This is a genomic window from Microbacterium sufflavum (assembly GCF_023101165.1).
Lineage (GTDB): Bacteria > Actinomycetota > Actinomycetes > Actinomycetales > Microbacteriaceae > Microbacterium > Microbacterium sufflavum.
The window spans coordinates 718612-743815 of record NZ_CP078076.1; the positions used below are offsets into that span (position 1 = coordinate 718612).

Consider the following 25204-nt stretch of genomic DNA (forward strand, 5'->3'; position numbering starts at 1 on the left):
GGGGGACGGAGGGGGCGCGGGCGGCCGCGCCCCCTCCGGTCCGCTACTGGATGGAGGTGGTCCGCAGGTACTGCAGCGAGCCGTTCGCCATCGGGGTGAAGCCGTCCACGCTGGTGGCGGTGGCCGTATAGGTGTAGCTGGTGAACAGCCAGATCCAGGCGGCGTTGTCCTCGAGGTTCTCGGAGACCTCGGCGTAGATCTCCTTGCGCTTCTCGGTGTCGGCGGTCTGGCGGCCCTCGGCGAACAGCGCGTCGAGCTCGGGCGAGGAGTACCCCGCGACCTTGTTCAGGTTGCCGGTGCTGGTGAAGTAGCGTCCGTACATGCCGTCGGGGTCGGGGCGTCCGCCGTTGAGAGCGACCGCGGCGTCGAAGTCGGCGGCGATCCAGCGGTCGACGAACGCGCCGGACTCGAGCACCTCGAGGTCGAGCGTGATGTCGGCGTCGGCGAGCTGCGCCTTCAGGTTCTGCGCCTCGTTGACGGAGGTGGCGTACTCGCCCTGCGACACGATCGTCTTGATCGTGACGCCGTCCTCCTTGCCGGCCTTCTTCAGGTACTCGGCCGCCTTGTCGAGGTCGCGCTCGGGGCACGGGCGCGCGTCGGGGTCGGACTTGAACGCCGGCGACGTGATGGGCCCGGTGACCTCGCCCTCGCCGAGCGCGGCGGTCTCCAGCACCTCCTCGCGGTCGATCGCGCACTGGATCGCGAGCCGCACGTTCACGTCGGCCAGGTCGCCGCGCGTGGCGTTGAGCTGAAGGGCGTGGTAGCTGAGCTGCGGGGTCGTGGCGACCTCGACGTTCGCGCCCTCGGCGGTCTGGGCGACCAGCGGGTCGTCGAACACCGCGAGCTGCACGTTGCCGGACTGCATGGCCGACACGATCGACGACTCGTCGGGGATCACGCGGAACTCGACCGTGTCGAGCAGCGCCTTGTCGCCCCAGTAGTCGTCGTTCTTGGCGAGCGTGAGCGACTGGCTGGCGGTGCGGTCCTCGAGCACGAACGGGCCGGTGCCGTTCGGGGTGGTGTTGAGCGCTTCCTCGGTGTCGTCGGAGGAGAGCATGGCCATGTTGATCACGGCGAGATTGGCGGGCAGGGCCGCGTCGGGGGCGCTGAGGGTGAGGGTGACGGTGGTCTCGTCGGTCGCCTCGACCGCGGTGACGGACGCCAGCGAGCTGCGCGCGACGGCCGCGGTGGCCTCGGCGGCGATCGCGTCGAGGGAGTACTTCACGTCTTCGGAGCCGAACGTGCTGCCGTCGGCGAAGGTGACGCCCTCGCGGAGGTGGAAGGTGACGGTGAGGCCGTCTTCCGAGACGTCCCACGACTCGGCGAGGCCGGGCACCACGTTCAGGTCCTCGTCGAACTCGGTGAGCGTGCCGTACAGGTTCTGCAGGACGTTGACCGCTTGGAACTGCGTGGCCTTCCACGGGAAGAGGGTGTCCGGGTCGCTGGTGACGCCGATGACGAGGTCGCCGCCCGCGGTGCCGCCCTCGGAGGGCGAGGGGTTCGACGCCGGCGCGGAACACCCGGTGATGACGAGCGCCATCGCGACGCCCGCGGCGGAGAGAGCGCCGAATGACGCCCGCCGTACTGTGCTCATGCTGTTTCCTCCTGGCTGGGACCGCGTCGCCCTGGCTGGGTTCAGGCGATGCTGCCTGACGTCCCGTGAACATCGTCGGTCTGGGTGGTACCAAAAGTACACGAAGGTCGCTGTCGGTGTAACAGAAGTTCCTCTACTGTTATGAACACCGATCGGAGAACACATGTCCCACGACGCCGCCCGCGACGACGCCGGCGCTCCCCCCGTGCTGGTGCGCATGCGGGCGATCCGCCCCGAGCTCCGCCCGAGCGAGCGGCGCATCGCCGATCTCTTCCTCGCCGACCCGGCCGCCACCGCCGGCCTCTCGGTCGCCGAGCTCGCCCACCGCTGCGACACCTCCACCACCTCCGTCGTCCGCTTCTGCAAGCGCCTGGGATACGAGCACGTGCGCGAGCTGCGCAACCACGTGCTGCGCGAGGTGGAGCGCGAGACGTACGACACCGCCGCGCTCCCCGCCGTGTCGGGCGACATCGACCGCAACGACACGCTCGCCGACATCGTGGCGAAGGTCTCCCTCGCCGAGACGCTGTCGCTCGCCGACACCGCCAAGGTGCTCGACACCGAGTCGCTGCGCGCCGCGGTCGAGGCGATCACGTCGTCGAGCCGCGTCGACATCTTCGGTGTCGGGGCCAGCTCGATCGTCGGCCTCGACCTCCAGCGCAAGCTCACCCGGATCGGGCGGACGGCCCTGGAGTGGTCCGATCCGCACGCCGCCTGGACCTCCGCCGCCACCCTCGGCCCCGGCAACGTCGCCATCGCGGTGTCGCACAGCGGCGCGACCACCGACACCATCGAGTTCCTGCTCCTCGCCCGCAAGGCGGGGGCCACCACGATCGCGATCACCAACCACGCGGGCGCGCCGCTGGCCGGGCAGGCCGACATCGTGCTGACGACCGCCGCGCGCGAGACCGGCTTCCGCTCCGGCGCGCTCGGCAGCCGCATCGCGCAGCTCATGGTCGTCGACTGCATCTTCATCGGGGTCGCCCAGTCGAACTACGACCGCTCGATGGAGGCGCTGCGCGACACGTTCGCGGCCGTGCACCACGTGCGCGCCAACGGCGCATGACGGGCGCGGACGGCCGGATCCGCCTCGGCCTGTTCAGCGCGTTCGCAGGACTCGGCGTGACCGCGGCGTTCGTCCCCGCCGTGCTGCCCTCGGCGCAGCGGGATATCGGCGCCGACCTCAGCGCCGCGGTGCCCGTGCTCTTCGCCGGGCTGCTGGTGGGCGTGCTGGCCTCGGGTCCGCTGCTGACGCGCAAGCCCCCGCGCACGACACTGCTGCTCGGCAGCGCCCTGCAGGCCGTCGCACTCGTCGCCGCCGCGTGGGCGGGCGATGCGGTCGTGTTCATCGCCGCCGCCGCCGTCGCCGGGTTCGGCTTCGGGCTCGTGGAGGCCTCGGGCTCGGTGGCCGCGAAGGCCGCGAGCACGGGCAGCGCGACCGGGCTGCTGAGTGCGCTGATGGGCACGGTCGCCGTGTGCGCCGCGGCCACCCCGCTCGCGGTGGTGCTGGGAGCGCACACCCGTCCGCTGCTGGCTCTTCTCGCCGCGGTGCCGCTGGTGACCGTGTCGGTGCTCATCGCGCCCGTGCCGACGGTCGCCGCGAAAGCCCCGGCGCCGCGTGACGTGCGATCGCTCGCGGTGCTGCTGCCGTTCGCGCTCGCCCTGCCGCTCTACGTGGGGGTCGAGACCGTGCTCTCCGGCTGGTCGGCCGTGATCCCGGAGCGCGTGCTCACGCTCGAACCGGCCGCGGCCGCGCTCGGCACCTCCGCGTTCTGGGGCCTGATGGCGGCGGGCCGTTTCGGGGCAGCGGCCCTGCGCCGCGCGTCGGTGCCCCCGCTCGCGATCCTGGTCGCGGCCACGGCGGGCGCGGCCGTGCTGATGGGCGTGGCCGGCGCGCTCGTGGGCCCTCAGCCGGTGGGAGCGCTCGTGGCCCTGGCGGCGGTGGTCGTGCTGCTCGCGCCGAGCTACGGCCTGATCCTCGGCCTCGCCCTCGACCGCCTCGACCCCGCACGGAGCGCCGCCGTGACCCGGGGCCCTGGTCGCCTGCGGCGCGGTGGGCGGCACCTTCGTGCCCACGCTGATCCTGCTCATCGGTCGGGATCCGGCGGCTCCTGCGACCTTCGTCGTCTCGGCCGTGCTGTGCGCTGTCGTCCCGGTCCTGATGCTCGTGACGTCGCGCTCCGGACGGCACATGTCGGCGACCGGCTGAGGCGCTCCTCCTCCCCCATCCGCGCCTCTCTCCCCTTCCTCACAGATGCCGGGATTCCGGGAGTCGCCACACCCGCAGCGACGTATCGTCGAAGACACACCGCACCCGAGGAGAGCATCCGTGTCCACCGACAGCCTGACGGTCGTCATCAGCGCGATCGGCATCGTGCTCACCCTCGGCACCGGCATGTTCGCCGCCATGGCCTGGGTCGTGCGCCGCATCGATGCCGTCGACGCGAAGCTCACCACCCGCATCGACACGGTCGAGGAGAAGCTCACCACCCGCATCGACGCCGTCGAGGAGAAGCTCACCACCCGCCTCGACGCCGTCGCATCCGACGTCACCGACCTCAAGATCGCCGTCGCCCGCCTCGAGGGACCACCCCGCCATCTGCTGACCGCCACCCGCTGACCCACCCGCACCGCTCGAAGGATCACCGCATGACCACGGACACCCTCGCCATCATCGTGAGTGCGATCGGCATCGTGCTCACCCTCGGCACCGGCATGTTCGCCGCCATGGCCTGGGTCGTGCGCCGCATCGACGCCGTCGACGAGAAGCTCACCACCCGCATCGACACGGTCGAGGACCGCCTCACCACCCGCCTCGACGCCGTCGCATCCGACGTCACCGACCTCAAGATCGCCGTCGCCCGCCTCGAGGGACCACCCCGCCACCTGCTGACCGCAGCCCGCTGAGGGCGTGCGCGTGAGGGTTCAACGGAGCGCGAGGGCGGCGGCGCCGATGAGGGGCCCTTCGTCGCCGAGGCCCGAGCGCACGGCCCGGGTACGCCGGGAGTACGGGTGCACGGCGTGCGCGGTGAGCGCCTGCTGCACGAGGTCGATGTAGTCGGACGACACCCGCGAGAACCCGCCGCCGATGGCCACCACGTCGAGGTCGACCAGGGTCGCGGCGTCCGCGAGCGCTTCGCCGACCGCGCGGGCCGAGCGCTCGATGGCCGCGCGGGCGATCGCGTCTCCGGCTGCCGCGTCGCGCGCGAGGTCCTCCCCCGTCGCGCCGGTCCACCCCTGCTCCTGCGCCCAGGCGGCGCTCGCGGGGCCGGAGGCGATCTCCTCGAGCGTGAGCCCTCCCTCGCGGCGCACCTGACCGAGGTGACCCGCGTTGCCGGTGGCTCCCGGGATGTAGGCGCCGTTCACCACGAAGCCGCCGCCGACGCCCGTCGACACCACGATCGACAGCGAGGCCCCCGCGTCACGGGTCGCCCCGAGCCACGACTCCGCCAGGGCGAGGGCGCCCCCGTCGTGGCCGAGCGTCGTGGGAAGGTCGCGGCCGAGCACCGCCGTCGCCGCGTCCCGCACCGCCGCCGCGAGGGCGAAGCCGTGCGCGAGCGGCATGTTCACCGGCTCGATGGTGCCCGCGACGCGATCCACCGGACCGGCGCTGCCGATCCCCGCCCCGACGAGTTCCGCGCCGGCCGGCAGCGCGGCCAGGGCGTGCCGCACGATCGCGTCGACCGCGGCGGCGAGGGCCGGGGGCGTGGCCTCGCGACCGGTGGGCTGCCGGCTGCGGCTGCCTTCGACGAGCACGCCGTCCGCCGAGACGAGGGCGGCCTCCATCTTGGTGCCGCCGACGTCGACGGCCAGGGCGTAGCGGGTCACTGCGGGTCGAGCCCGAGGTCGTCGAGGTCGAACGCGGCGCGCCACTCCAGCCCCTCGGCTTCGATGGCCGCCTGCGCTCCGGTCTTGCGGTCGACGATCACGGCGACGGCCACGACCTCGGCGCCCTCCGTGCGCAGCGCCTCGACGGCCTTGAGCGCGGACTGCCCGGTGGTCGACGTGTCCTCCAGCACGACCACGCGCTTGCCCTTCACGTCGGCGCCCTCGATCTGACGGCCGCGGCCGTGGTCCTTGGGCTCCTTGCGCACGACGAACGCGTCGAGCGGACGGTCGGTGCCGACCGAGGCGTGCAGCACGGAGTTCGCGATGGGGTCGGCGCCGAGCGTGAGACCGCCGACCGCGACGACGTCGAGGTCGGCGATCAGGTCGAGCATGATCCGGCCGATGGCGGGAGCGGCGCGGTGGTCGAGCGTGAGCTTGCGCATGTCGACGTAGTAGGTGGCCTTCTTGCCGCTGGAGAGGGTGAAGTCGCCGTGGAACACCGCCTCGTCGGTGATGAGGTCGAGGAGGGTCTGGCGGTCTGCGTCGAGTGCGGTCACGGCATCCAGTGTAGGAGGCCGCAACTAGGCTGGACGCATGCGCTTGGCCACCTGGAACGTCAACTCCATCCGCACCCGTGTCGCCCGCACCGTCGAGTTCGCCGTCCGTGAAGACATCGACGTGCTCGCGATGCAGGAGGTGAAGTGCAAGCCGGAGCAGTTCCCCTTCGCCCCCTTCGAGGAGGCCGGCTACCACGTCGAGGTGCACGGCCTGAACCAGTGGAACGGCGTCGCGATCGCCAGCCGCCTGCCCGTCACCGACGTGCGCACCGCGTTCGACGGGATGCCCGGTTTCGCCAAGGGTCACGAGGGCCCCGACGCTCCGCAGGAGGCGCGCGCGCTCGGGGTGATGGTCGACGGCGTGCGCGTATGGAGCCTGTACGTGCCGAACGGGCGCTCCCTCGACGACCCGCACTACGCGTACAAGCTGCACTGGCTCGAGCAGCTGAGGCAGTCCACCGCGGCCGAGCTGTCGGCGAACCCCGACCTGCCGCTCGCCCTCGTCGGCGACTTCAACATCATCCCGTTCGACCACGACAACGGCGACCCCGACATCGTGGTGGGCCGGTCGACGCACGTCTCGCCCGCCGAGCGTGAGGCGTTCTTCGCCCTGGCCGATGCCGGTGTCACCGATGTGGTGCGCCCGCTGCTGCCCGAGGGCTACACCTACTGGGACTACCAGCGGCTCAAGTTCCCGCGCAACGAGGGCATCCGCATCGACTTCATCCTCGGTTCGAAGACGCTGGCCGACGCGGTCACCGGCGCCTCGATCCATCGCAACGAGCGCAAGGGCGAGCAGCCCAGCGACCACGTGCCCGTGGTGGTGGACCTCGACTTCGGCGGAGCAGACGCCGACGACGACCTGCCGATGATCTTCTCCTGACGGAGCGCGACGACGTGCGACTGATCGCGACCGATCTCGACGGCACGCTGCTCGACCCCTCATCCTCCGTGACACCGCGCACCCGCGCGGCGCTCGACGCGGCGCGGGAACGGGGCATCCCCGTGGTGCCCGTCACCGCGCGCCAGCCGATCGGACTGCGCGCGATCGCCGCCGACGCCGGATTCGACGGGTGGGCGCTGTGCAGCAACGGCGCCTACGCGGTGCACCTCGGCGACGGACGGATGCTGTTCGCCGAGGAGCTGCCGTCCGACACGATCCGCACGCTCGCCGATGCCCTCCGCGCGAGCATCCCCGGGCTGCTGTTCGCGAGCGTGCGCGAGGGCGGCGAGACCTTCGTCGCGCAGGACGGCTACGCGGCGATCGCGAGCCTGTCCGACCACAAGCGCGATCCGGCGACGATGGGCGGCGTGCCGCTGGAGCAGGTGCTCGCGGCGCCGAGCCTGAAGCTCGTGATCCGCCACCCGGAGCTCGCACCCGCCGCACTGTTCGACACGCTGCGCTCGCTCGGGCTCACCGGCTTCGAAGCCACCCTGTCCGGTGCGCCGTTCGTGGAGGTGATGGCCGAGGGCGTGACGAAGGCGACCGGGCTCGCGCGGCTGTGCGCGCACCTGGACATCGACCGCGCCGAGGTCGTCGCGTTCGGCGACGCGCTGAACGACGTCGAGATGCTCCGCTGGGCGGGGCGCGGGGTGGCGATGGCGCACGCGGAGCCCGTGGTGCGGGACGCCGCCGACGAGGTCACCGCGACCAACGACGAGGACGGCGTCGCGCGCGTGATCGAGCGACTGCTGAGCTGACCCGCCTCAGGCGCCGAACGTGCCGACCTCCGGGGTGCGATCGGTGCGGCCGTAGCGGAGGAGCATCACGCCCGCGTCGTCGACGACCGGCGGTTCGAGCAGTCGCAGCACCGACGGGAGCGCGGCGTCGTCGAACACCTTCTTCCCCGTGCCGAGCAGCAGCGGGTACACCCACAGGTTGAGCTGATCGAACAGCCCCTCGGCGAGCAGGGTGTGCACGAAGTCGATGCTGCCGATCACGTGCACCTCGCGGTGGGTCGCGCGCAGGCGGGCGATCTCGGCGGCCAGGTCGTCGCCCACGCGCGAGCTGCCCTGCCAGTCGAGCGCGAGGTCGGGGTTCCGCGACGCCACGTACTTCGGCACCGCGTCGAAGAGCCGGCCGATGTGGCCCTCCTCGCCGTCGGTGTGCTGCGGCCAGTACGAGGCGAAGATGTCGTAGGTGCGGCGGCCGAGCAGCAGCGCGTCGAGGCCCCGCATGCCCGCGTCGACCTCGGCGCCCATGCCGGGTGAGGGGTAGCCGGCCTGCCATCCGCTGAACCGGAATCCGCCCGAGGTGTCCTCCCCCACGCCGCCGGGGCCCTGGGCCACGCCGTCGAGGGTGCTGAACAGGTCGATCAGGATGCGACCGGGTGCGTCCTCGCTCATGTCACTTCTCCGTTCTCGTCGAGGGATCTTCATCCTCCTCCGCGGCACCCCACGCCCGCAGCGCCTCGATCGCCTCCCGCAGCGCGAGCCCGCGGTCGGTGAGCGCGTACGCCCGGGTGTTGTGCCGGAGCGGCAGTCGCGCGAGCACCCCGGCGGCCTCCAGCTCGCGCAGGCGCGTGGCGAGGATGTTCGTGGGGACTCCGAGGTCGCGCTGCAGATCGCCGTAGCGCTGGGGTCCGTCGAGCAGCCGCTCCACGATCAGCAGCGCCCAGCGCGCCCCGACCACGCCGAGCGCGGCACCGAGGTCGCTCACGCGTCGGCGTCGGCGTCCGGCTTCATCCAGAACGGCGAGTAGTGGTAGCCGTCGGGGTCGTCGAACTGGCGCTGGTACATGAAGGGGTAGTCGTCGGTGTCGCCGATGCGGCCGCCCGCCGCTCTCGCGCGCTCGACCAGCTCGTCGACCGCCTCGCGGCTGCCGAGGTCGAACGAGACGGTGACCTTGGACGGGGTGTCGGGGTCGCCGACGAGCTCGTCGACGCCACCGACGCTGGCGTACATCTCGCGGCTGCCGAGCATGACGTACTGCCCGGGCGCGATGGCGAAGCACGACACGTTGTGATCGGACATCTCCTCGTTGAGGGTCCAGCCGATGGCCGTGTAGAAGGCGGTCGCGCGTTCGACGCTCTCGACCGGGCAGGTGAGGAAGAGGCTCATGCGGTGATACTTGCAAAAAACAAGTGCTCGGTCAAGACCCCTCCGCGCCGCCTCCGCCGTCCGGGGGATGCGGCCCCGCCGAACGCCGCCCTACGGTGGAGGGATGCCCTTCACCCGCACGCCGACCGAGCGCGACCGCCGCGGCGACCTGCTGCTCGCCGGGGTGCTGTTCGTCGGCGCGATCCTGAGCGCCGCGCTCTCCTCCATCGCCCAGGTGTACGGCGACGAGCAGGCCCCACTGTGGACCGCCCTCCTCTACGCCGTCGTGGTGTCCGGTCCGCTCGCGTTCCGTCGACGCTGGCCCGGCACCGTGGCCGTGGTCGTATCCGTCGCCTACTTCGCGGCCGTCACGATCCGGGTACCGGAGATCTACGTCGGCAACATCGCGATGTTCATCGGCCTCTACACCGTCGGCGCGTGGATGAACGACCGGCGCCGCGCCCTCATCGTGCGCGTGGCGATCATCGTCGGCATGTTCGTGTGGCTGCTCCTCACGATGTACCGCGACGCGATCAGCGAGGCGGACAAGGCCGAGGTGGTGGCCGGGGCGATGTCGCCCTACGTCGCCTTCATGCTGATCCAGATCCTGCTCAACGGGCTCTACTTCGGCGGGGCGTACTACTTCGGCGAACGGTCCTGGGCCGCCGCCGAGCAGCGGTCGGTGCTGGAGCAGCGCACGACCGAGCTGGAGCGCGAGCGCGAGGTGACGGCGGCGCAGGCGGTCGCCCTCGACCGGGTGCGCATCGCCCGCGAGCTGCACGACGTGGTGGCCCACCACGTCTCGGTCATGGGCGTGCAGGCCGGCGCGGCGCGCCTGGTGCTGGCCCAGGACCCCGCGCGGGCCGCCGAGATCCTCTCGGGCGTCGAGGGCTCGGCGCGCGACGCGATCCACGAGCTGCGGCAGCTGCTGGAGACGCTGCGCACGCCCGGCGGCGAGACCGCGGACGGCGCCTCGACGCTCGGGCTCGACGACATCGCCGAACTCGCGGAGGCCTCGACGTCCGCGGGACTCCCCACCGCGTACACGGTCGTCGGCACTCCGACCGCGGTGCCCTCGGTGGTCGCCGTGAACCTCTACCGCATCGCCCAGGAGTCGCTCACGAACGCCCGCCGTCACGCAGGACCGGGAGCCACGGCCGATGTGCGGGTGCGCTACGACGACGACGGCGTCGAGGTGGAGGTCGTGAACACCGGCCGCGCGATCGCCCAGTTGCGACCGGGCCTCGGGCAGCTCGGGATGCGGGAGCGCGCGACGGCCTCGGGGGGCACGCTGGAGGTGGCGCCGCGGCCGTCCGGCGGGCTGCGCGTGCGGGCCCGGGTGCCCCTCGCCCCGGTCGCGGCGGGAGCGAGCCGATGAGCGCCGACGCCATCCGCGTGCTGCTCGTGGACGACCATGCGCTGCTGCGCACCGGGTTCCGCACGATCCTGGAGACACAGCCCGACATCACGGTGGTGGGCGAGGCCTCGACCGGAGCGGAGGCCGTGGCCCAGGCGTCCGCCCTGCTCCCCGACGTCATCACGATGGACGTGCAGATGCCCGACATGGACGGCATCGAGGCCACCGAGCGGATCGTCGCGGATCCGGCGGTCCGCGCGGCCATCGCGATCATCACGACGTTCGACCGCGACGACTACCTGTACCGCGCGCTGGATGCCGGAGCCAGCGGCTTCCTGCTGAAGAACGCCGGGGCGGAGGACCTGATCGCCGCGGTCCGCGCCCTCGCCGCAGGTGACGGCATGCTGGCGCCCGAGGTGACGCGGCGCGTGCTCGCCCGGTTCTCCGCGGTGCCCGCGCCGGCCCCCGCGTCGCCCGCGCCGGTGCCGAGCTCCGCACGCACGACCCCCGCGCTCGCCGAGCCGCTCACCGAGCGGGAGGCCGAGGTGCTCGCGCTGCTCGCGGATGCCCGCAGCAACGGCGAGATCGCGCGGGCGCTGTACATCGGCGAGGCGACCGTGAAGACGCACGTGTCGCGCATCCTGCAGAAGCTCGGCGCGCGCGACCGGGTGCAGGCCGTGGTGCTCGCGCACCGGCTCGGGCTCGCCTGACGCGGCCGGGGACCGGGCTCCGCGATAGCCTCTGAGCCATGCCGGAAACCGCTCCCCTGTCGCGCCCGATCCTGGCCGGGGTGGTCACGGCACTGGTCGGTTTCACGAGTTCGTTCGCCGTGGTGCTCGCGGGACTCGACGCGATGGGCGCGACCGCGGCGGAGGCGGCCAGCGGGCTGCTGGCGGTGACGGTGACCATGGGCATCGCGTGCGTGGTGCTGGCGTGGCGCTACCGGATGCCGATCACGGTCGCGTGGTCGACCCCCGGCGCCGCGCTGCTGGCCTCCACCGGGGCGATCGAGGGCGGATGGCCGGCGGCCGTCGGGGCGTTCCTGGTCACCGCGGCCCTGATCCTGCTCACGGCGCTGTGGCCCGCGCTCGGCGCCCTGATCGCCCGCATCCCTCCGTCGATCGCGCAGGCCATGCTCGCCGGGGTGCTGCTGCCGCTGTGCCTCGCACCGATCACGGGCGTCGTCGCGAACCCGTGGGGCGTGGTCCCGGTCGTGCTCACGTGGCTGGTGTTCGCGCGCCTCGCGCCGCGCTGGGCGGTGCCGTTCGCGTTCCTCGCCGCGGCCGCGGTGGTCGCGGTGACCCTGGTGGCGGAGGGCGACGCGGTCGACCCCGCGGTGCTGCTGCCCCGGGTGGAGCTGACCGCTCCGGTGTTCACGGTCGGGGCGCTCGTGGGCGTCGCGCTGCCGCTGTTCATCGTGACCATGGCCTCGCAGAACGTGCCGGGCATCGCGATCATGCGCAGCTTCGGGTACGAGGTGCCGTGGCGTCCCGCGATGCTCGTGACCGGGCTCGGCACGGCGCTCGGCGCCACCGCGGGCGGACACGCGATCAACCTCGCCGCGATCAGCGCGGCCCTCGCGGCCTCCCCCGATGCCGATCCCGATGCGCGGCGCCGCTGGGTCGCCGGGGTGTCGACCGGGGTGTCGTACCTGGTGCTCGGCGGGTTCTCGGCGGCCTTCGCGACGCTCGTGGTGCTGGCCCCCGAGGCCGTGATCCCCGCCGTGGCCGGGCTGGCGCTGTTCGCCGCGTTCGGCTCGGCCGTGCAGCAGGCGATCGACGACCCCGGCGAGCGCCTGCCCGCCGTGGTCACGTTCCTCGTCGCCGCGTCGGGCATCGCGGTGCTGGGTGTGAGCGCCGCGTTCTGGGCCCTCGTCGCCGGCCTCCTGGTGCGCACCGTGCTGCACGCCTTCCACCGCTGACCCCCTCCGCCCCACGGCTGAGGAGGGAAGGTCCGCCGCACGGGGGATGCCCCGGAACACGGGGCTCCGTAGCGTGAGGGGCATGACAGGACTGCTCGAACTCTCCGGCATCACCAAGAGCTACGGCTCTCGGCGCGTGCTCGACGACGTCTCCTTCACGGTCGCCCCCGGGCGCCTGACGGGCTTCGTCGGCGGCAACGGCGCCGGCAAGACCACCACCATGCGGCTCGTCCTCGGACTGCTGTCGTCGGACGGCGGCCGCGTCGACCTCGATGGCGCCCCGCTCACGACCGCGGACCGCCGCCGCTTCGGCTACATGCCCGAGGAGCGCGGCCTGTACCCGAAGATGAAGGTGCTGGAGCAGATCGTGTATCTCGCGCGACTGCACGGCTTCGCCAAGCAGGATGCCACCGCGCGCGCGACCGCGCTGCTCACGGAGCTCGGGCTCGGGGAGCGGCTGAACGACACGATCGAGTCGCTGTCGCTCGGCAACCAGCAGCGCGCGCAGATCGCCGCCTCCCTCGTGCACGACCCCGAGGTGCTGATCCTCGACGAGCCGTTCTCCGGGCTCGACCCGCTCGCGGTCGACGTGGTCGCCGGCGTGCTGCAGTCGAGCGCCGCGAAGGGCGCCTCGATCCTGTTCTCCTCCCATCAGCTCGACGTGGTGGAACGCCTGTGCGACGACCTCGTGATCCTCGCCGGTGGCACGATCCGCGCCGCGGGCTCGCGTGACGCCCTGCGCGCCGAGCACGCCCGCGACCGCTACGAGCTGGTGTCGGCGGGTGACGCGGGCTGGCTGCGCACCGAGCCGGGCGTCACCGTGATCGACTTCGAGGGCGGCTACGCCCTGTTCGACGCCGACGGTCCGGAGACGGCGCAGCGCGTGCTGCAGTCGGCGGTCGCCCGGGGCGACGTCGCGAGCTTCGCCCCCAAGCACCCGTCCCTCGCCCAGATCTTCAAGGAGGTCATCCAGTGAGCGCCCCCACCCCCTCCCCCACGCGCACGCCCAGCGGCATCTGGCTCGTCGCGGAGCGTGAGATCGGCTCGAAGCTGCGCAGCAAGGCGTTCCTGATCTCCACCGGGATCCTGCTCGTGCTCGCCCTCGCGGGTGTCCTGTTCGGCGGTTTCGCGAGCAAGAACACCGAAACCATGCCGGTCGCGGCGACGGCCGACACCGCCTCGGTCGTCTCGGCGATCCCGAACGTCGAGGTCACCACGGTCGCCGACGAGGCCGAGGCGGAGGAACTGGTCCGCGCGGAGAAGGTCGACGCGGCCGTGCTCCCGGCGAGCGGCACCGAGGGTCACACCGGTTATTCGATCGTCGCCCTGCAGGATGCTCCCGGCTCGCTAGTGTCGGCACTGTCTCTGTCGCCCGAGGTCGTGATCCTGGAACCGGTCACCACCAACCCGCTGCTGCGGTACTTCATCGCGATCGCGTTCGGCCTGGTGTTCATGATGGCCGCGGCGACGTTCGGCGGCACGATCGCGCAGAGCGTCGTCGAGGAGAAGCAGACCCGCGTGGTGGAGGTGCTGCTGTCGGCCATTCCCGCGCGCACCCTGCTGGCCGGCAAGGTGGTCGGCAACACGGTGCTGGCGATGGGGCAGATCCTCGCGCTGGCGGCCGTGGCGACGATCGGCCTGATCGTCACGGGTCAACGCGAGGTGCTGACCACGCTCGGTGCCCCGATCCTCTGGTTCGCGGTGTTCTTCCTGTTCGGGTTCATCCTGCTCGCGGCGATGTTCGCGGCGGCTGCCTCGATGGTGTCGCGCCAGGAGGACATCGGCTCCACGACCACCCCGATCACGATGCTGATCATGGCGCCGTACATCCTGGTGATCGTGTTCAACGACAACCCGCTGGTGCTGACGATCATGTCGTACGTGCCGTTCTCCGCCCCGGTCGGCATGCCCATGCGGCTGTTCGTCGGCGAGGCGCAGTGGTGGGAGCCGCTGCTGAGCCTCGTGATCCTGCTCGCGAGCTGCGTGGCCGCGATCGTGATCGGCGCGAAGATCTACGAGAACTCGCTGCTGCGGATGGGCTCGCGCGTCAAGCTCTCCGAGGCCCTGCGCGGCTGATCCCGCACGAGGAAGCCCCCTGCACCGCGGAGGTGCAGGGGGCTTCGGCGTGTGTGCGGCGGCGGGTCAGATGACGCCGTCGGACAGCGAGGTCGGGTTGCCGAAGCGGTGGTTGGTGATCGACACGGCCTGCTCGTGCAGGAACGGCAGGATCTCCACGCGACCCGCACCCGTCACCGCGTGCGACCACACGGCCACATCGGGCGAGCCCTCGAGCGCCTGGTACAGCGCCGTGGCGTCGCCGCCAACGAGCCGCACGCGCTGCCACGACCGGGCGCCCTTCGCGTAGCGCTTGGTCCAGGCCGCGTCGGACTCCGTCTTCACGGCGACCCCGGCGCCGGAGAGGACCTTCGTCGCGCGCGACGGCAGCGCCGCGGCCGACACGGTGAACGGGCTGCCGCTGCGCAGGGCGGCCGCGAGCACACGCACACCGTCGACGAGCGTCGCGCCCTCCGCGAGGCGCACGTCGACGGCGACCGGGCGGTAGCGGAACACGTTGCGCTCGACCCCGAGGCCGGACTTGTCGCTGACCGCCCCGAACTCGTCCACCCAGGCGCGCTCGTCGGAGGCGGCCGCGCGGTGCAGCCACTCGATCGCGGCCGGGTCGAGCTCGGGCGCGGCGGCCTCGAGCAGCCCCGACACCGCGGGGGTCACGGCGGCACCGGGCGCGGCGGCGGGCAGCTCGGCCGCCCGCCACTCGCCGAGACCGAACAGGTAGTTCGGGCCGCCCGCCTTGGCGCCGGCGCCCACGGCCGAGCGCTTCCACCCGCCGAACGGCTGCCGCTGCACGATCGCGCCGGTGATGCCGCGGTTCACGTACAGGTTGCCCGCCTCGACCCGGTCGAGCCAGGTGGCGACCTCGGCGGAGTCGAGCGAGTGCAGGCCGGCGGTGAGGCCGTAGTCCACGGCGTTCTGCAGGCGGATGGCCTCGTCGAGGTCCTTCGCGTGCATGATGCCGAGCACGGGGCCGAAGAACTCCGTGAGGTGGAAGTACGAGCCCTCGCGCACACCGGTCTTCACGCCGGGGGTCCACTGCTTCCCCTCGTCGTCGAGCTTGCGGGGCTCGACCAGCCAGCGCTCGCCCTTGTCGAGCGTGGTGAGCGCCGTGAGCAGCTTGCCGTTCGCGGGTTCGATGATCGGGCCCATCTGCGTGGCGGGGTCGTCGGGGAGCCCCACGCGCATCGAGGTCACGGCGTCGACGAGCTGCCGCTCGAACCGCTTCGAGTCCGCGACCGAGCCCACGAGGATCGCGAGGGAGGCGGCGGAGCACTTCTGTCCCGCGTGGCCGAAGGCGCTGCGGGCGACGTCGGCGGCGGCCAGGTCGAGGTCGGCGGAGGGCGTGACGATGATCGCGTTCTTGCCGCTGGTCTCGGCGAGCAGCGGCAGGTCGGCCCGGAACGAGCGGAACAGCTGCGCGGTCTCGTAGGCGCCGGTGAGGATGACCCGGTCGACCTGCGGGCTGGCGACCAGGCGGGTGCCGAGGTCGCGCGAGGCCAGGTCGACGAGGGCGAGGAGGTCGCGCGGCACACCAGCGGCCCACAGCGCCTCCACCATCACGGCACCGCAGCGCTGCGTGAGCTTGGCGGGCTTGATGATCACACCGGAGCCCGACGCGAGGCCGGCCAGCACGCCGCCCGCGGGGATCGCGACGGGGAAATTCCAGGGCGGTGTGACCACGGTGACCTTCGACGGCACGAACTCCGCGCCCGTCACGGCCTCCAGGTCCTTCGCGCGCTCGGCGTAGTAGTGCGCGAAGTCGATGGCCTCGCTCACCTCGGGGTCGGCCTCCGCGATGGTCTTGCCCGCCTCGTTGGCCATGATCTCGATGAGCTGTCCCCGGCGCGCGGCGAGCTCGTCGCCCGCGCGGTGCAGCACGGCGGCACGCTCGGCGGCCGGCAGCGCCGCCCACCGCTCGGCGGCGGCGGTCGCGGCGGTGAAGACCGCGTCGAGCTCGGCCTCGGTCTCGATGCGGGCGGCGGCGATCGCGTCACGCCCCAGCGTCGTGGAGACGGAGCGGCGCAGGATGTCGCGCCCCCAGGCGCGGTTCGCGGCGAGCGCGGGGTCGCTGTCCGGCTGGTTCGCGAAGCCCTCGGTCACGCCGGCGGGGCGCTCGTCCGCCCGGTTCTGCGTGCGGTGCGGTGCCGGAACCCGCTGCGACTCCGGCAGCCCGGCGTCGGCGGCGAGGGCGGCGAGGGAGCGCTCGAACCGCTCGCGCTCGCGCGTGAGCAGGGTCGGGTTCGACGCGAGTTCGAACACGGCCGACATGAAGTTCTCCGGGCTCGCGTTCTCCTCCAGGCGGCGCACGAGGTAGGCGATCGCGACGTCGAACTCGGCGGGGTTCACGACCGGCGTGTAGAGCAGCAGGCGGCCGACGTCCTTGCGCACGGCCTCGGCCTGACCGGTCGCCATGCCCAGCAGCATCTCGTACTCGACCGCGTCGGTCACGCCGCGCGCCTTCGCGAGGAGCCAGGTGTAGGCGATGTCGAACAGGTTGTGTCCGGCGACGCCGATGCGCACCGCGTCGAGGCGCTCGGGGGTCATGGCCCAGTCGAGCACCCGCTTGTAGTTCGTGTCGGAGTCCTGCTTGGTGCCGTAGGTCGCGAGCGGCCACCCGTGCACGGTCGCGTCGACCTCTTCCATCGCGAGGTTGGCGCCCTTGACGACGCGGACCTTGATGGGCGCCCCGCCCTTGGCCCGGCGGGCGGTGGCCCACTCCTGCAGGCGCTGCATGGCACCGAGCGCGTCGGGCAGGTAGGCCTGCAGCACGATGCCGGCCTCGAGGTCCTCCAGCCCGGGCTGGTCGAGGATGCTCGTGAAGGCCGCGATCGTCAGGTCGAGGTCGCGGTACTCCTCCATGTCGAGGTTGATGAACTTGGCCTTGCCCGCAGCCTCCGCCTTCGCGGCGAGCCGGTAGAGCGGCGTGAGCTTCTCGACCACGTCGGCGACGGCCTCGTCGAACGACCACATCGACAGCTGGCTGACGACGCTCGACACCTTGATCGACACGTAGTCGACGTCGGGGCGGGCGAGGAAGTCGTACGTGCCCTGCAGGCGGCGGCCGGCCTCGCGCTCGCCCAGCACGGCCTCGCCGAGCAGGTTGAGGTTCAGGCGGTTGCCGGTCTTGCGCAGCTTCGCGATCGCGGGCCCGAGCTTCGACGGGGTGGCGTCGAGCACGAGGTGGCCCACCATCGCCCGCAGCACGCGACGCGAGATGGGGACGACGACGCCGGGGAGCTTGGGCGCCCAGAAGCCGCCGGCCTTGATCGCGGCACGCAGGTAGCCGGGCAGCAGCGTGGGGGTGATGTCGCTGAGCTCGGCGAGCTTGCGGCCGGCGACGCGGAGGTCTTCCGGACGCATGACGCCGTCGACGAAGCCGACCGTGAAGTCGAGACCGTTCGGGTCTTTGAGCACCTCGGAGAGGCGCTGAGCGGCGGGCTCGACGGGGTGGGTCTCGCTCTCGGCGAGCCAGCGCTGCACGAGTGCGGCGACCTCTTCCGTGCGGGGCGTGGTGTCGTCGATGACGGTCATGGGCGGGGTTACCTTCCTCGGCAGCGCACACCCGGGTGACGTGTGCGGCTGGATCATTGTCCAGCCGCTCGGTAGGCTCCGTCTATCAACCGATTCGAGTGGATTCTGTTCACTCAGACTTAACAGACGCGAGGCCCCGTGCTCGACATCACCCGCCTGCGCATGCTCGTGGAGCTGTCGCGTCGTGGCACGCTCTCCGCGGTCGCCGACGCACTGTCCTACAGCAAGGCCTCGGTGTCGCAGCAGCTCGCGGCCCTCGAGCGCGACGTGGGCGTCCCCCTGCTGCGCCGGGTGGGGCGCGGCGTGCAGCTCACCCCGCAGGGCACCGTGCTGGTGACCGAGGCGATCGGCATCCTCGACCAGCTCGAGCACGCCAGGGTCGCGGTCGCGGAATCGCTCACCGAGGTGACGGGGACCGTGCGTCTGGCCGTGTTCCAGTCCACCGCCCACTCGCTCCTGCCCCGCGCCCTCGCCGCGCTCGCGGAACGTCACCCCGCCCTCCGGGTCGAGGTGACCGAGCGCGACCCGGAGTCCGCCCTCGACGCGGTCTCCGGCCGGGAGGACGACCTCATCCTCGCCGAGCAGTATCCGGGGCACAGCCGTCCGATCCACGCCGATCTCGACCGGGTGGCGCTCGCGCACGACGCGATCGCGCTCGCCCGGCGCCCCGGTTCCCCCGCGCACGGCGACCCCGCGACGACACTCCGGTCGACCAGCACAGCCCCCTGGGTGCTGGAGCCGGCGGGCACCGCCTCGCGCGCCTGGGCCGAGCAGCTGTGCCGCACCGCGGGGTTCGAACCGGACGTGCGCTTCGAGCTCGCCGACCTCACGGCGCACATCCGCCTGATCCACGCCGGGCTGGCCGTCGGGCTGCTCCCCGAGCTGGTGTGGGCGGGCGACACCCCGACCGTCGACCTCTCCCCGCTGCCGCGCTCCCCGCGCCGCGAGATCTTCTCCTCCGCGCGACGGGTGTCGGCCGCCGCCCCGTCGATCCGCGCCGTGCGGGCGGCCCTCGCCGACGCCGCCTCGCACAACCTCCTCGACTGATCCGCCCGGTCATCCGCGAGGAGGACGCGCCCCGGAGGGCCCCGGGCTATCCTCGGCAAGATGTCGCTCTTCCCTCCCCGCCTCCCAGCCGCCCGGTACTTCGCCCTGACCTGGGGCATCACGGAGCAGTTCGGGGGTATGACGAGCGCGATGCTGCGGCGGTCCCGCTCGTTCCGCCGGATCGGGGGCGTCGACGTCGACCTGCTGACCCTCGACGACGGCCCCGACTACCCCGAGCTCTCGGAGCGGCTGCGGGCGAAGGGCGAGCTGATCGACGGGCTGCGCATCCGCAACCTGTGGGACGAGCTGCGCGCCACCCCGCCCGCACCCCGGGGCGTCATCCCGACGCTGCCGCCGCTGCTGGCCCCGGAAGACGACGACACCGTGCGCGAGCACGACGGCGTGGTGCTCAGCCGCGCACGCCGAGACGGGGACGGACACCTGTCGGTCGACCGGTTCCGCCGCGACGGCTCCCTCCTGGCGACCGAGCGCGAGGGGGCGGAGCGGCGCGTGGTCGTCTACGGCGTCGACGGGACCCCGCTGCGCTCCTGGCGCACCAGCTGGGGGCTGTACCGCTGGTGGTTCGACCGCCTGACGGCGGGGCGCGCGAGCTTCCTGCTGGTCGACTCGAAGACCGCCGCGCGACCGGTCGCGCGATACCGCCGTGACCACGTGACGACCCTGCACGTCGTGCACGCCTCGCACCGGGTGGCCGGACGCCCGCGGACGCTCCGCGCCTCCCGGGAGGGCGTCCTGCGACGCGCGGGAGACTTCGACGAGATCGTGGTGCTGACCGAGCGGCAGCGCAGCGACCTCGTGGAAGACCTGGCCGCCCTGGGCGTGCAGGCCCGCGTGCGCACGATCCCGAACGAGGTGACGCTGCCGCCCGCGGTCTCCGCACCCCGTCCGGCCACCCGCGGCGTGGTGGTCGCGTCGCTGGACAAGCGCAAGCGCCTGGGCCACGCGATCGAGGCGCTCGCGAAGGCCCACACCGCGGACGCCCGGATCGAGGCCGACGTCATCGGCGAGGGCCCGGACGGGCCGAAGCTGGCCGCCCGCATCCGCGATCTCGGCGCCGAGGACTGGATCCGGTTGCGCGGCTTCGACCCGCACGCACGGGAGGAGTTCGCGACCGCCGGGTTCAGCCTGCTCACGTCGACGTCGGAGGGGCTGCCCCTCGTGCTCGTGGAGAGCATGGCGGCCGGGTGCATCCCGCTCGCCTACGACATCCGCTACGGCCCGGCCGACATGATCCGCGACGGGGTGAACGGCTTCCTGCTCCCCGAGGGCGACGTGGACGGGCTCGCCCGGCGGATCGCGGAACTCGCCGCGATGCCGCCCGGGCGGGTCGAGGGCATGCGGAGGAAGGCGCGGGCCAGGGCGGCCGAGTTCTCCGACCGGGCGATCACCCGACGGTGGGCGCGCGAACTCCGGGCCGCGTACGACGCGAAGCTGCTGACGGCCGCACGGGAGCAGCCGATGGGCGTGCGGGCGCGGCGACTCGCGGGCGTGGTGCGGCGCCGGGCCCGGTGGGCGCTCGGCCGCTGAGCATCCGCCGCTGACGCGCGGGAATATGCATGCGCATGTATGAGTTGGGTGGGGAGTAGCCCGGACGACGGCGTCCGATCCATCCCACCGTCCGAAAGGCACTTCCGTGAGCACTCCCGTCATCGACCGCACCGCCCCGACCGAGCACCCCGTCCTCGACGTCCTCGCCGGTCGCTGGAGCCCCCGCGCCTACGACGCGCAGAACGCGATCGACGAGGACAAGCTCGCCACCGCCCTGGAGGCCGCCCGCTGGAGCCCCTCCGCCAACAACACCCAGCCCTGGCGCTTCCTGGTCGCCCGTCGCGGCACCGCACTGCACGCGCAGATCGTCGACGCGCTGATGGGCTTCAACCAGGCGTGGGCCGGCAACGCCGCGGCGCTGATCGTCGCGATCGCCGAGACCGAGACCGCCGACGGCACGCCGCTCACCCACGCCCTGTACGACCTCGGCCAGGCCGTCGCCCACCTCTCCGTGCAGGCGCACCATGACGGCCTCGTCGTGCACCAGATGAGCGGCTTCGACTCGGAGGTCGTGCGCGAGTTCGCCGACCTGGAGCCGCGCTTCACCCCCACCACCGTCATCGCGCTCGGCGAGCTGGGCGACATCGCCGCGCTGCCCGAGCCGCTGCAGGAGCGCGAGGTCGCGCCGCGCGTGCGTCGCCCGATCGCGGAGACCGTGCTCCTCAGCGCCTGAGTTGAGCGCTCACCGGCGGCTCCGCCGCGACGAGGCCCGGTCCCCGCACGGGGCCGGGCCTCGCCGTATCGGGCGGACTTTTGTGAGGGGTGCGGCACGACCCCCCGCACCTACAATCGTCGGCATGGCATTCCAGCGCAGGGTCAAGTCCGTCGAGCAGTCGATCGCCGAGACCCACGACGAGCAGAGATCGCTGAAGCGATCCCTCGGCGTGTGGGATCTCGCCGTCATGGGTGTCGCGGTCGCGGTCGGCGCCGGCATCTTCTCCGTCGGCGCCGAGGCTTCCGCGCGCCACGCGGGCCCGGCCGTCATCATCTCGTTCATCATCGCGGCGGCCGTCTGCGGTCTCGCGATCCTCTGCTACGCGGAGTTCGCCTCCTCCATCCCGGTGGCCGGGTCCGCATACACGTTCACGTACTCGACGCTGGGCGAGTTCCTGGCCTGGATCATCGGCTGGGATCTCATCCTCGAGATGCTGATGGCCTCCGCGGTGATCGCCAAGTACTGGGGCGTCTACCTGGGCGACGCCGTGTCGCTGTTCGACCTGCAGATCCCGATGACGCTGCAGCTCGGCCCGCTCAGCTTCGACTGGGGTCCCGTCGTGATCGTGGCGATCTTCACCGTGCTGCTCGCGCTCGGCACGCGGCTGTCCAGCCGCGTCAACAGCGTGTTCACGGTGATCAAGGTCGCGATCGTGCTGTTCGTCATCGTCGTGGGGCTGTTCTTCATCAACGGCGCCAACTACACCCCGTTCGTGCCGCCGGCGCAGGAGGGCGTCGCCTCGGAGAGCGCCTGGACGCAGTCGCTGTTCTCCTTCATGACCGGCGCCGACCCGTCGATCTACGGCGTGTTCGGGATCCTCAGCGGCGCGGCCCTGGTGTTCTTCGCGTTCATCGGGTTCGACGTCGTCGCCACCAGCGCCGAGGAGACGAAGGACCCCAAGCGCACCGTGCCGCGCGGCATCATCCTCGGGCTCGTGATCGTGACCGTGCTCTACGTGCTGGTCGCAATCGTCATCACCGGGATGGTGTCGTACACCGAGCTGGCCAAGCTCGACGAGCCGTCGCTGTCCAGTGCGTTCGAGCTGGTCGGGGCGACGTGGGCGGCGCAGGTGATCGCGATCGGCAGCCTCGTGGGGCTCACCACGGTGGTCATGGTGCTGCTCATGGGTCTGGCGCGCGTGGTCTTCGCGATGAGCCGTGACGGCCTGCTGCCCCGCTCGCTCAGCGTGACCGACGCCAAGCGCGGCACCCCCATCCGCATCCAGCTGATCGTCGGGGTGGTGATCGCGATCATCGCCGGATTCACCGACGTGCAGGTGCTGGGCGACATGATCAACATCGGCACCCTCTCGGCGTTCGTGCTCGTGAGCATCGGGGTGCCGATCCTGCGCAAGAGCCGCCCCGACCTGGAGCGGCCGTTCACGGTGCCGCTGTCGCCCTGGCTCCCGTGGATCTCCGCGATCGCCTGCTTCTGGCTGATGCTGAACCTCAGCACCGAGACCTGGGTGCGGTTCGCGATCTGGCTCGCGCTGGGCCTGGTGATCTACTTCGCTTACTCCCGCCGGCACTCGCTGATCGGCCGGGAGCTGGAGCGCGACGCCCTCGGCGGCCTCCGCAGCCGGCCGTCGGACTGACGGCGAAGAGCCCCGCCCCGGGTTTCCGGGACGGGGCTCTCGTGTGGTGACGGAGTCTCAGTCGTCGAGCAGCTCGGCCTCGATCACGTCGTCGTCGTCCTCCGCGGGCTCGGGCTCGGGGGTCGTCGACGTGAGCACGAGTCCCGAGCCGTCGGCCGCCACGTCCACGCGGACGGTGTCGCCGTCGCGCACGCCACCGGAGAGCAGCGCCGTGGCCAGCTTGTTCTGCACCTCGGTCTGGATGAGCCGGCGCAGCGGCCGCGCACCGAACATCGGGTCGTAGCCGCGTTCGGCGAGCCACGCCCGCGCGTCCGGGGTGACGGCGAGCGTGAGCCGGCGGTCCTTGAGCCGGTCGTGCAGCTGGTCGACCGACAGCTCCACGATCTGCGCGAGGTCGTCCTCGCTCAGCGCGCTGAACATCACGATGTCGTCGAGCCGGTTGAGGAACTCCGGGCGGAACGCCTGCCGCACCAGCGCCATCACCTGCTCGCGCTTCTCGTCGGGCGAGAGCACGGGGTCGATGAGGATCGGCGAGCCGAGGTTCGAGGTGAGGATCAGGATCACGTTCGAGAAGTCGACCGTGCGACCCTGGCCGTCGGTGAGGCGGCCGTCGTCGAGCACCTGCAGCAGCACGTCGAACACCTCGGGGTGCGCCTTCTCCACCTCGTCGAGCAGCACCACGCTGTACGGACGACGCCGCACGGCCTCGGTGAGCTGGCCGCCCTGCTCGTAGCCGACGTACCCGGGAGGGGCGCCGACGAGCCGGGAGACCGAGTGCTTCTCGCCGTACTCCGACATGTCGATGCGCACCATGGCGTGCTCGTCGTCGAAGAGGAACGCGGCGAGCGCCTTGGCCAGCTCGGTCTTTCCGACACCGGTCGGACCGAGGAACAGGAACGATCCGGTCGGACGGCCGGGGTCGCTGATGCCCGCACGGGAGCGGCGCACCGCGTCGGACACGGCCTTCACGGCATCCTTCTGGCCGATCAGGCGCTTGCCGAGCTCGTTCTCCAGGTGCAGCAGCTTCTCGCTCTCGCCCTGGAGCAGACGCCCGACGGGGATGCCCGTCCAGGCGGCGATCACCGCGGCGATGTCCTCCTCGGTCACCTGCTCGTTCACCATGCGCGGCTCGGTCGAGGTGGTCGCCTCCGCCTGCTCCGCTTCGGCGATCTCGCGCTCCAGCCGCTTGATGGTCTCGTACTCGAGCTTGGACGCCTTCGTGTAGTCGGCGTTGCGCATCGCGAGGTCGCGCTGGGTGACGGCGTCGTCGAGCTGCTTCTTCAGCTCGCCGACGCGGTTGAGCCCCTGACGCTCGCGCGCCCAGCGGGCCTCGAGGCCGGCGAGCTCCTTCTCCAGCTCGACCAGGTGCTCGCGCAGCGCGCCGAGGCGCTCCTTCGAGGCGGCATCCTTCTCACGCTTGAGGGCCAGCTCCTCCAGCTTGAGCCGGTCGACCTGACGCTTGAGCTGGTCGATCTCGACCGGGGAGGAGTCGATCTCCATCTTGAGCCGCGACATCGACTCGTCGATCAGGTCGATGGCCTTGTCCGGGAGCTGCCGAGCGGGCAGGTACCGGTTGGACAGGGCGGCCGCCGCCACGAGGGCGCTGTCGGAGATCGTCACCCCGTGGTGCGCCTCGTAGCGCCCCTTGAGGCCGCGGAGGATCGCGATCGTGTCCTCGACCGATGGCTCGCCGACATACACCTGCTGGAACCGGCGCTCCAGGGCCGCGTCCTTCTCGATGAACTCGCGGTACTCGTTGAGCGTGGTCGCGCCGATGAGCCGCAGCTCGCCGCGGGCCAGCATCGGCTTGAGCATGTTGGAGGCCGCGACGGAGCCCTCCCCGCCGCCCGCGCCCATGAGCACGTGCAGCTCGTCGATGAAGGTGATGACGCGCCCGTCCGATTCGGTGATCTCCTTGAGCACCTGCTTCAGCCGCTCCTCGAACTGCCCGCGGTACATGGCACCGGCCACGAGGGCGGAGATGTCGAGCGTGACGAGCTCCTTGTCCTTCAGCGACTCGGCCACGTCGCCCGCGACGATGCGCTGCGCGAGCCCTTCGACGACGGCCGTCTTGCCGACGCCGGGCTCGCCGATCAGCACCGGGTTGTTCTTGGTGCGACGCGTGAGGACCTGGCTGACGCGTCGGATCTCGCTGTCCCGTCCGATGACGGGGTCGAGCTTGCCCTCGCGGGCGCGGTCGGTCAGGTTGATGCCGAACTGCTCGAGGGCGGACTGCTGTTCCTGGTTCGGGGATCCGGTCTGCGGGGTGGTCATGCGCTCCTCCTGGAGGTACTCCTTCTGGTCGGCCCCGCCGCCGAAGTCCGGGGACGGGATAAAAAGTTGAGCCGTGTTGACTCAAGTTTACCATTCCGGGGGTCG

Annotated in this window: 21 protein-coding genes; 13 read left to right on the forward strand and 8 right to left on the reverse strand. The window is 72.0% G+C overall.

What is annotated here, in order from left to right; all coding sequences use genetic code 11:
- Positions 1 to 43 precede the first annotated feature (43 nt).
- On the reverse strand, positions 44 to 1594 hold the full coding sequence (locus tag KV394_RS03660) for an ABC transporter substrate-binding protein (RefSeq protein WP_136035409.1): 1551 nt from the start codon (positions 1592 to 1594) through the stop codon (positions 44 to 46).
- 163 nt (positions 1595 to 1757) lie between these two features.
- Between KV394_RS03660 and KV394_RS03665 the strand changes: the two genes are divergently transcribed.
- The gene (locus tag KV394_RS03665; protein WP_136045042.1) at positions 1758 to 2660 is read left to right on the forward strand and encodes a MurR/RpiR family transcriptional regulator; all 903 of its coding nucleotides are present in this window, start codon (positions 1758 to 1760) and stop codon (positions 2658 to 2660) included.
- A complete protein-coding gene (locus tag KV394_RS03670) occupies positions 2657 to 4501 on the forward strand; it encodes an MFS transporter (protein ID WP_247982330.1) in 1845 nt (614 codons plus the stop codon). Before KV394_RS03665 ends, KV394_RS03670 begins: the two co-directional genes overlap by 4 nt.
- 18 nt (positions 4502 to 4519) lie before the next feature.
- On the opposite strand, the gene KV394_RS03675 is transcribed toward KV394_RS03670, so the two are convergent.
- Complete coding sequence (locus KV394_RS03675; RefSeq protein WP_247637890.1) at positions 4520 to 5422, reverse strand: ROK family protein; 903 nt, start codon at positions 5420 to 5422, stop codon at positions 4520 to 4522.
- Positions 5419 to 5979 (reverse strand): orotate phosphoribosyltransferase, encoded by a 561-nt coding sequence (gene pyrE, locus KV394_RS03680; protein WP_136036467.1) that lies wholly within the window; start codon positions 5977 to 5979, stop codon positions 5419 to 5421. Before pyrE ends, KV394_RS03675 begins: the two co-directional genes overlap by 4 nt.
- Before the next feature lie 37 nt (positions 5980 to 6016).
- Here pyrE and KV394_RS03685 point away from each other — a divergent pair, with 37 nt between their 5' ends.
- Both KV394_RS03685 and KV394_RS03690 read left to right on the forward strand, forming a co-directional pair.
- A complete protein-coding gene (locus tag KV394_RS03685; protein WP_247982331.1) occupies positions 6017 to 6862 on the forward strand; it encodes an exodeoxyribonuclease III in 846 nt (281 codons plus the stop codon).
- Positions 6863 to 6876: 14 nt separating this feature from the next.
- Positions 6877 to 7680 (forward strand): HAD family hydrolase, encoded by an 804-nt coding sequence (locus KV394_RS03690; protein WP_247637891.1) that lies wholly within the window; start codon positions 6877 to 6879, stop codon positions 7678 to 7680.
- Positions 7681 to 7686: 6 nt separating this feature from the next.
- On the opposite strand, the gene KV394_RS03695 is transcribed toward KV394_RS03690, so the two are convergent.
- From KV394_RS03695 to KV394_RS03705, 3 genes are read right to left on the reverse strand one after another with little or no spacing between them, the layout of a single operon-like run.
- Positions 7687 to 8325, reverse strand: a complete 639-nt coding sequence (locus tag KV394_RS03695) for a dihydrofolate reductase family protein (protein ID WP_136036464.1) — start codon at positions 8323 to 8325, stop codon at positions 7687 to 7689.
- Between the two features lies 1 nt (position 8326).
- A complete protein-coding gene (locus tag KV394_RS03700) occupies positions 8327 to 8638 on the reverse strand; it encodes a winged helix-turn-helix transcriptional regulator (RefSeq protein WP_247982332.1) in 312 nt (103 codons plus the stop codon).
- Complete coding sequence (locus tag KV394_RS03705) at positions 8635 to 9039, reverse strand: VOC family protein (RefSeq protein WP_247982333.1); 405 nt, start codon at positions 9037 to 9039, stop codon at positions 8635 to 8637. The genes KV394_RS03700 and KV394_RS03705 overlap by 4 nt, the downstream gene beginning before the upstream one ends.
- 103 nt (positions 9040 to 9142) lie before the next feature.
- On the opposite strand from KV394_RS03705, the gene KV394_RS03710 reads away from it, so the two are divergent.
- From KV394_RS03710 to KV394_RS03730, 5 genes are all read left to right on the forward strand, one after another.
- Entirely contained in the window at positions 9143 to 10396 is a 1254-nt protein-coding gene (locus KV394_RS03710; protein ID WP_247982334.1) for a sensor histidine kinase, read from the forward strand.
- A complete protein-coding gene (locus KV394_RS03715; protein WP_247982335.1) occupies positions 10393 to 11085 on the forward strand; it encodes a response regulator in 693 nt (230 codons plus the stop codon). Before KV394_RS03710 ends, KV394_RS03715 begins: the two co-directional genes overlap by 4 nt.
- A 38-nt stretch (positions 11086 to 11123) precedes the next feature.
- Entirely contained in the window at positions 11124 to 12296 is a 1173-nt protein-coding gene (locus KV394_RS03720) for a benzoate/H(+) symporter BenE family transporter (RefSeq protein ID WP_247982336.1), read from the forward strand.
- Between the two features lie 91 nt (positions 12297 to 12387).
- Positions 12388 to 13272, forward strand: a complete 885-nt coding sequence (locus KV394_RS03725) for an ABC transporter ATP-binding protein (protein WP_247982834.1) — start codon at positions 12388 to 12390, stop codon at positions 13270 to 13272.
- Positions 13269 to 14372: an ABC transporter permease gene (locus KV394_RS03730; protein ID WP_247982337.1), complete on the forward strand. Its 1104-nt coding sequence runs from the start codon at positions 13269 to 13271 to the stop codon at positions 14370 to 14372. Before KV394_RS03725 ends, KV394_RS03730 begins: the two co-directional genes overlap by 4 nt.
- Positions 14373 to 14438: 66 nt before the next feature.
- On the opposite strand, the gene KV394_RS03735 is transcribed toward KV394_RS03730, so the two are convergent.
- On the reverse strand, positions 14439 to 17900 hold the full coding sequence (locus tag KV394_RS03735) for a proline dehydrogenase family protein (protein WP_247982338.1): 3462 nt from the start codon (positions 17898 to 17900) through the stop codon (positions 14439 to 14441).
- 138 nt (positions 17901 to 18038) lie between these two features.
- On the opposite strand from KV394_RS03735, the gene KV394_RS03740 reads away from it, so the two are divergent.
- From KV394_RS03740 to KV394_RS03755, 4 genes are all read left to right on the forward strand, one after another.
- The gene (locus KV394_RS03740) at positions 18039 to 18947 is read left to right on the forward strand and encodes a LysR family transcriptional regulator (RefSeq protein WP_136035157.1); all 909 of its coding nucleotides are present in this window, start codon (positions 18039 to 18041) and stop codon (positions 18945 to 18947) included.
- Positions 18948 to 19007: 60 nt separating this feature from the next.
- Positions 19008 to 20495, forward strand: a complete 1488-nt coding sequence (locus KV394_RS03745) for a glycosyltransferase (RefSeq protein ID WP_247982339.1) — start codon at positions 19008 to 19010, stop codon at positions 20493 to 20495.
- A 106-nt stretch (positions 20496 to 20601) separates the two neighbouring features.
- Positions 20602 to 21189: a nitroreductase family protein gene (locus tag KV394_RS03750; protein ID WP_247982340.1), complete on the forward strand. Its 588-nt coding sequence runs from the start codon at positions 20602 to 20604 to the stop codon at positions 21187 to 21189.
- A gap of 124 nt (positions 21190 to 21313) precedes the next feature.
- Positions 21314 to 22825 (forward strand): APC family permease, encoded by a 1512-nt coding sequence (locus KV394_RS03755; RefSeq protein ID WP_136035154.1) that lies wholly within the window; start codon positions 21314 to 21316, stop codon positions 22823 to 22825.
- 57 nt (positions 22826 to 22882) lie between these two features.
- Here KV394_RS03755 and KV394_RS03760 read toward each other — a convergent pair whose 3' ends face one another.
- Entirely contained in the window at positions 22883 to 25099 is a 2217-nt protein-coding gene (locus KV394_RS03760; protein ID WP_136035153.1) for an ATP-dependent Clp protease ATP-binding subunit, read from the reverse strand.
- Positions 25100 to 25204 lie beyond the last annotated feature (105 nt).

Excerpts from the sequence above, each read along its gene's own strand:
- KV394_RS03735 (WP_247982338.1), bottom strand. The coding sequence starts at position 17,900 with ATGACCGTCATCGACGACACCACGCCCCGCACGGAAGAGGTCGCCGCA.
- KV394_RS03685 (WP_247982331.1), top strand. The coding sequence starts at position 6,017 with ATGCGCTTGGCCACCTGGAACGTCAACTCCATCCGCACCCGTGTCGCC.
- KV394_RS03710 (WP_247982334.1), top strand. The coding sequence starts at position 9,143 with ATGCCCTTCACCCGCACGCCGACCGAGCGCGACCGCCGCGGCGACCTG.
- KV394_RS03720 (WP_247982336.1), top strand. The coding sequence starts at position 11,124 with ATGCCGGAAACCGCTCCCCTGTCGCGCCCGATCCTGGCCGGGGTGGTC.
- KV394_RS03695 (WP_136036464.1), bottom strand. The coding sequence starts at position 8,325 with ATGAGCGAGGACGCACCCGGTCGCATCCTGATCGACCTGTTCAGCACC.
- KV394_RS03665 (WP_136045042.1), top strand. The coding sequence starts at position 1,758 with ATGTCCCACGACGCCGCCCGCGACGACGCCGGCGCTCCCCCCGTGCTG.
- KV394_RS03660 (WP_136035409.1), bottom strand. The coding sequence starts at position 1,594 with ATGAGCACAGTACGGCGGGCGTCATTCGGCGCTCTCTCCGCCGCGGGC.
- KV394_RS03745 (WP_247982339.1), top strand. The coding sequence starts at position 19,008 with ATGTCGCTCTTCCCTCCCCGCCTCCCAGCCGCCCGGTACTTCGCCCTG.
- KV394_RS03670 (WP_247982330.1), top strand. The coding sequence starts at position 2,657 with ATGACGGGCGCGGACGGCCGGATCCGCCTCGGCCTGTTCAGCGCGTTC.
- KV394_RS03715 (WP_247982335.1), top strand. The coding sequence starts at position 10,393 with ATGAGCGCCGACGCCATCCGCGTGCTGCTCGTGGACGACCATGCGCTG.
- KV394_RS03705 (WP_247982333.1), bottom strand. The coding sequence starts at position 9,039 with ATGAGCCTCTTCCTCACCTGCCCGGTCGAGAGCGTCGAACGCGCGACC.
- KV394_RS03760 (WP_136035153.1), bottom strand. The coding sequence starts at position 25,099 with ATGACCACCCCGCAGACCGGATCCCCGAACCAGGAACAGCAGTCCGCC.
- KV394_RS03755 (WP_136035154.1), top strand. The coding sequence starts at position 21,314 with ATGGCATTCCAGCGCAGGGTCAAGTCCGTCGAGCAGTCGATCGCCGAG.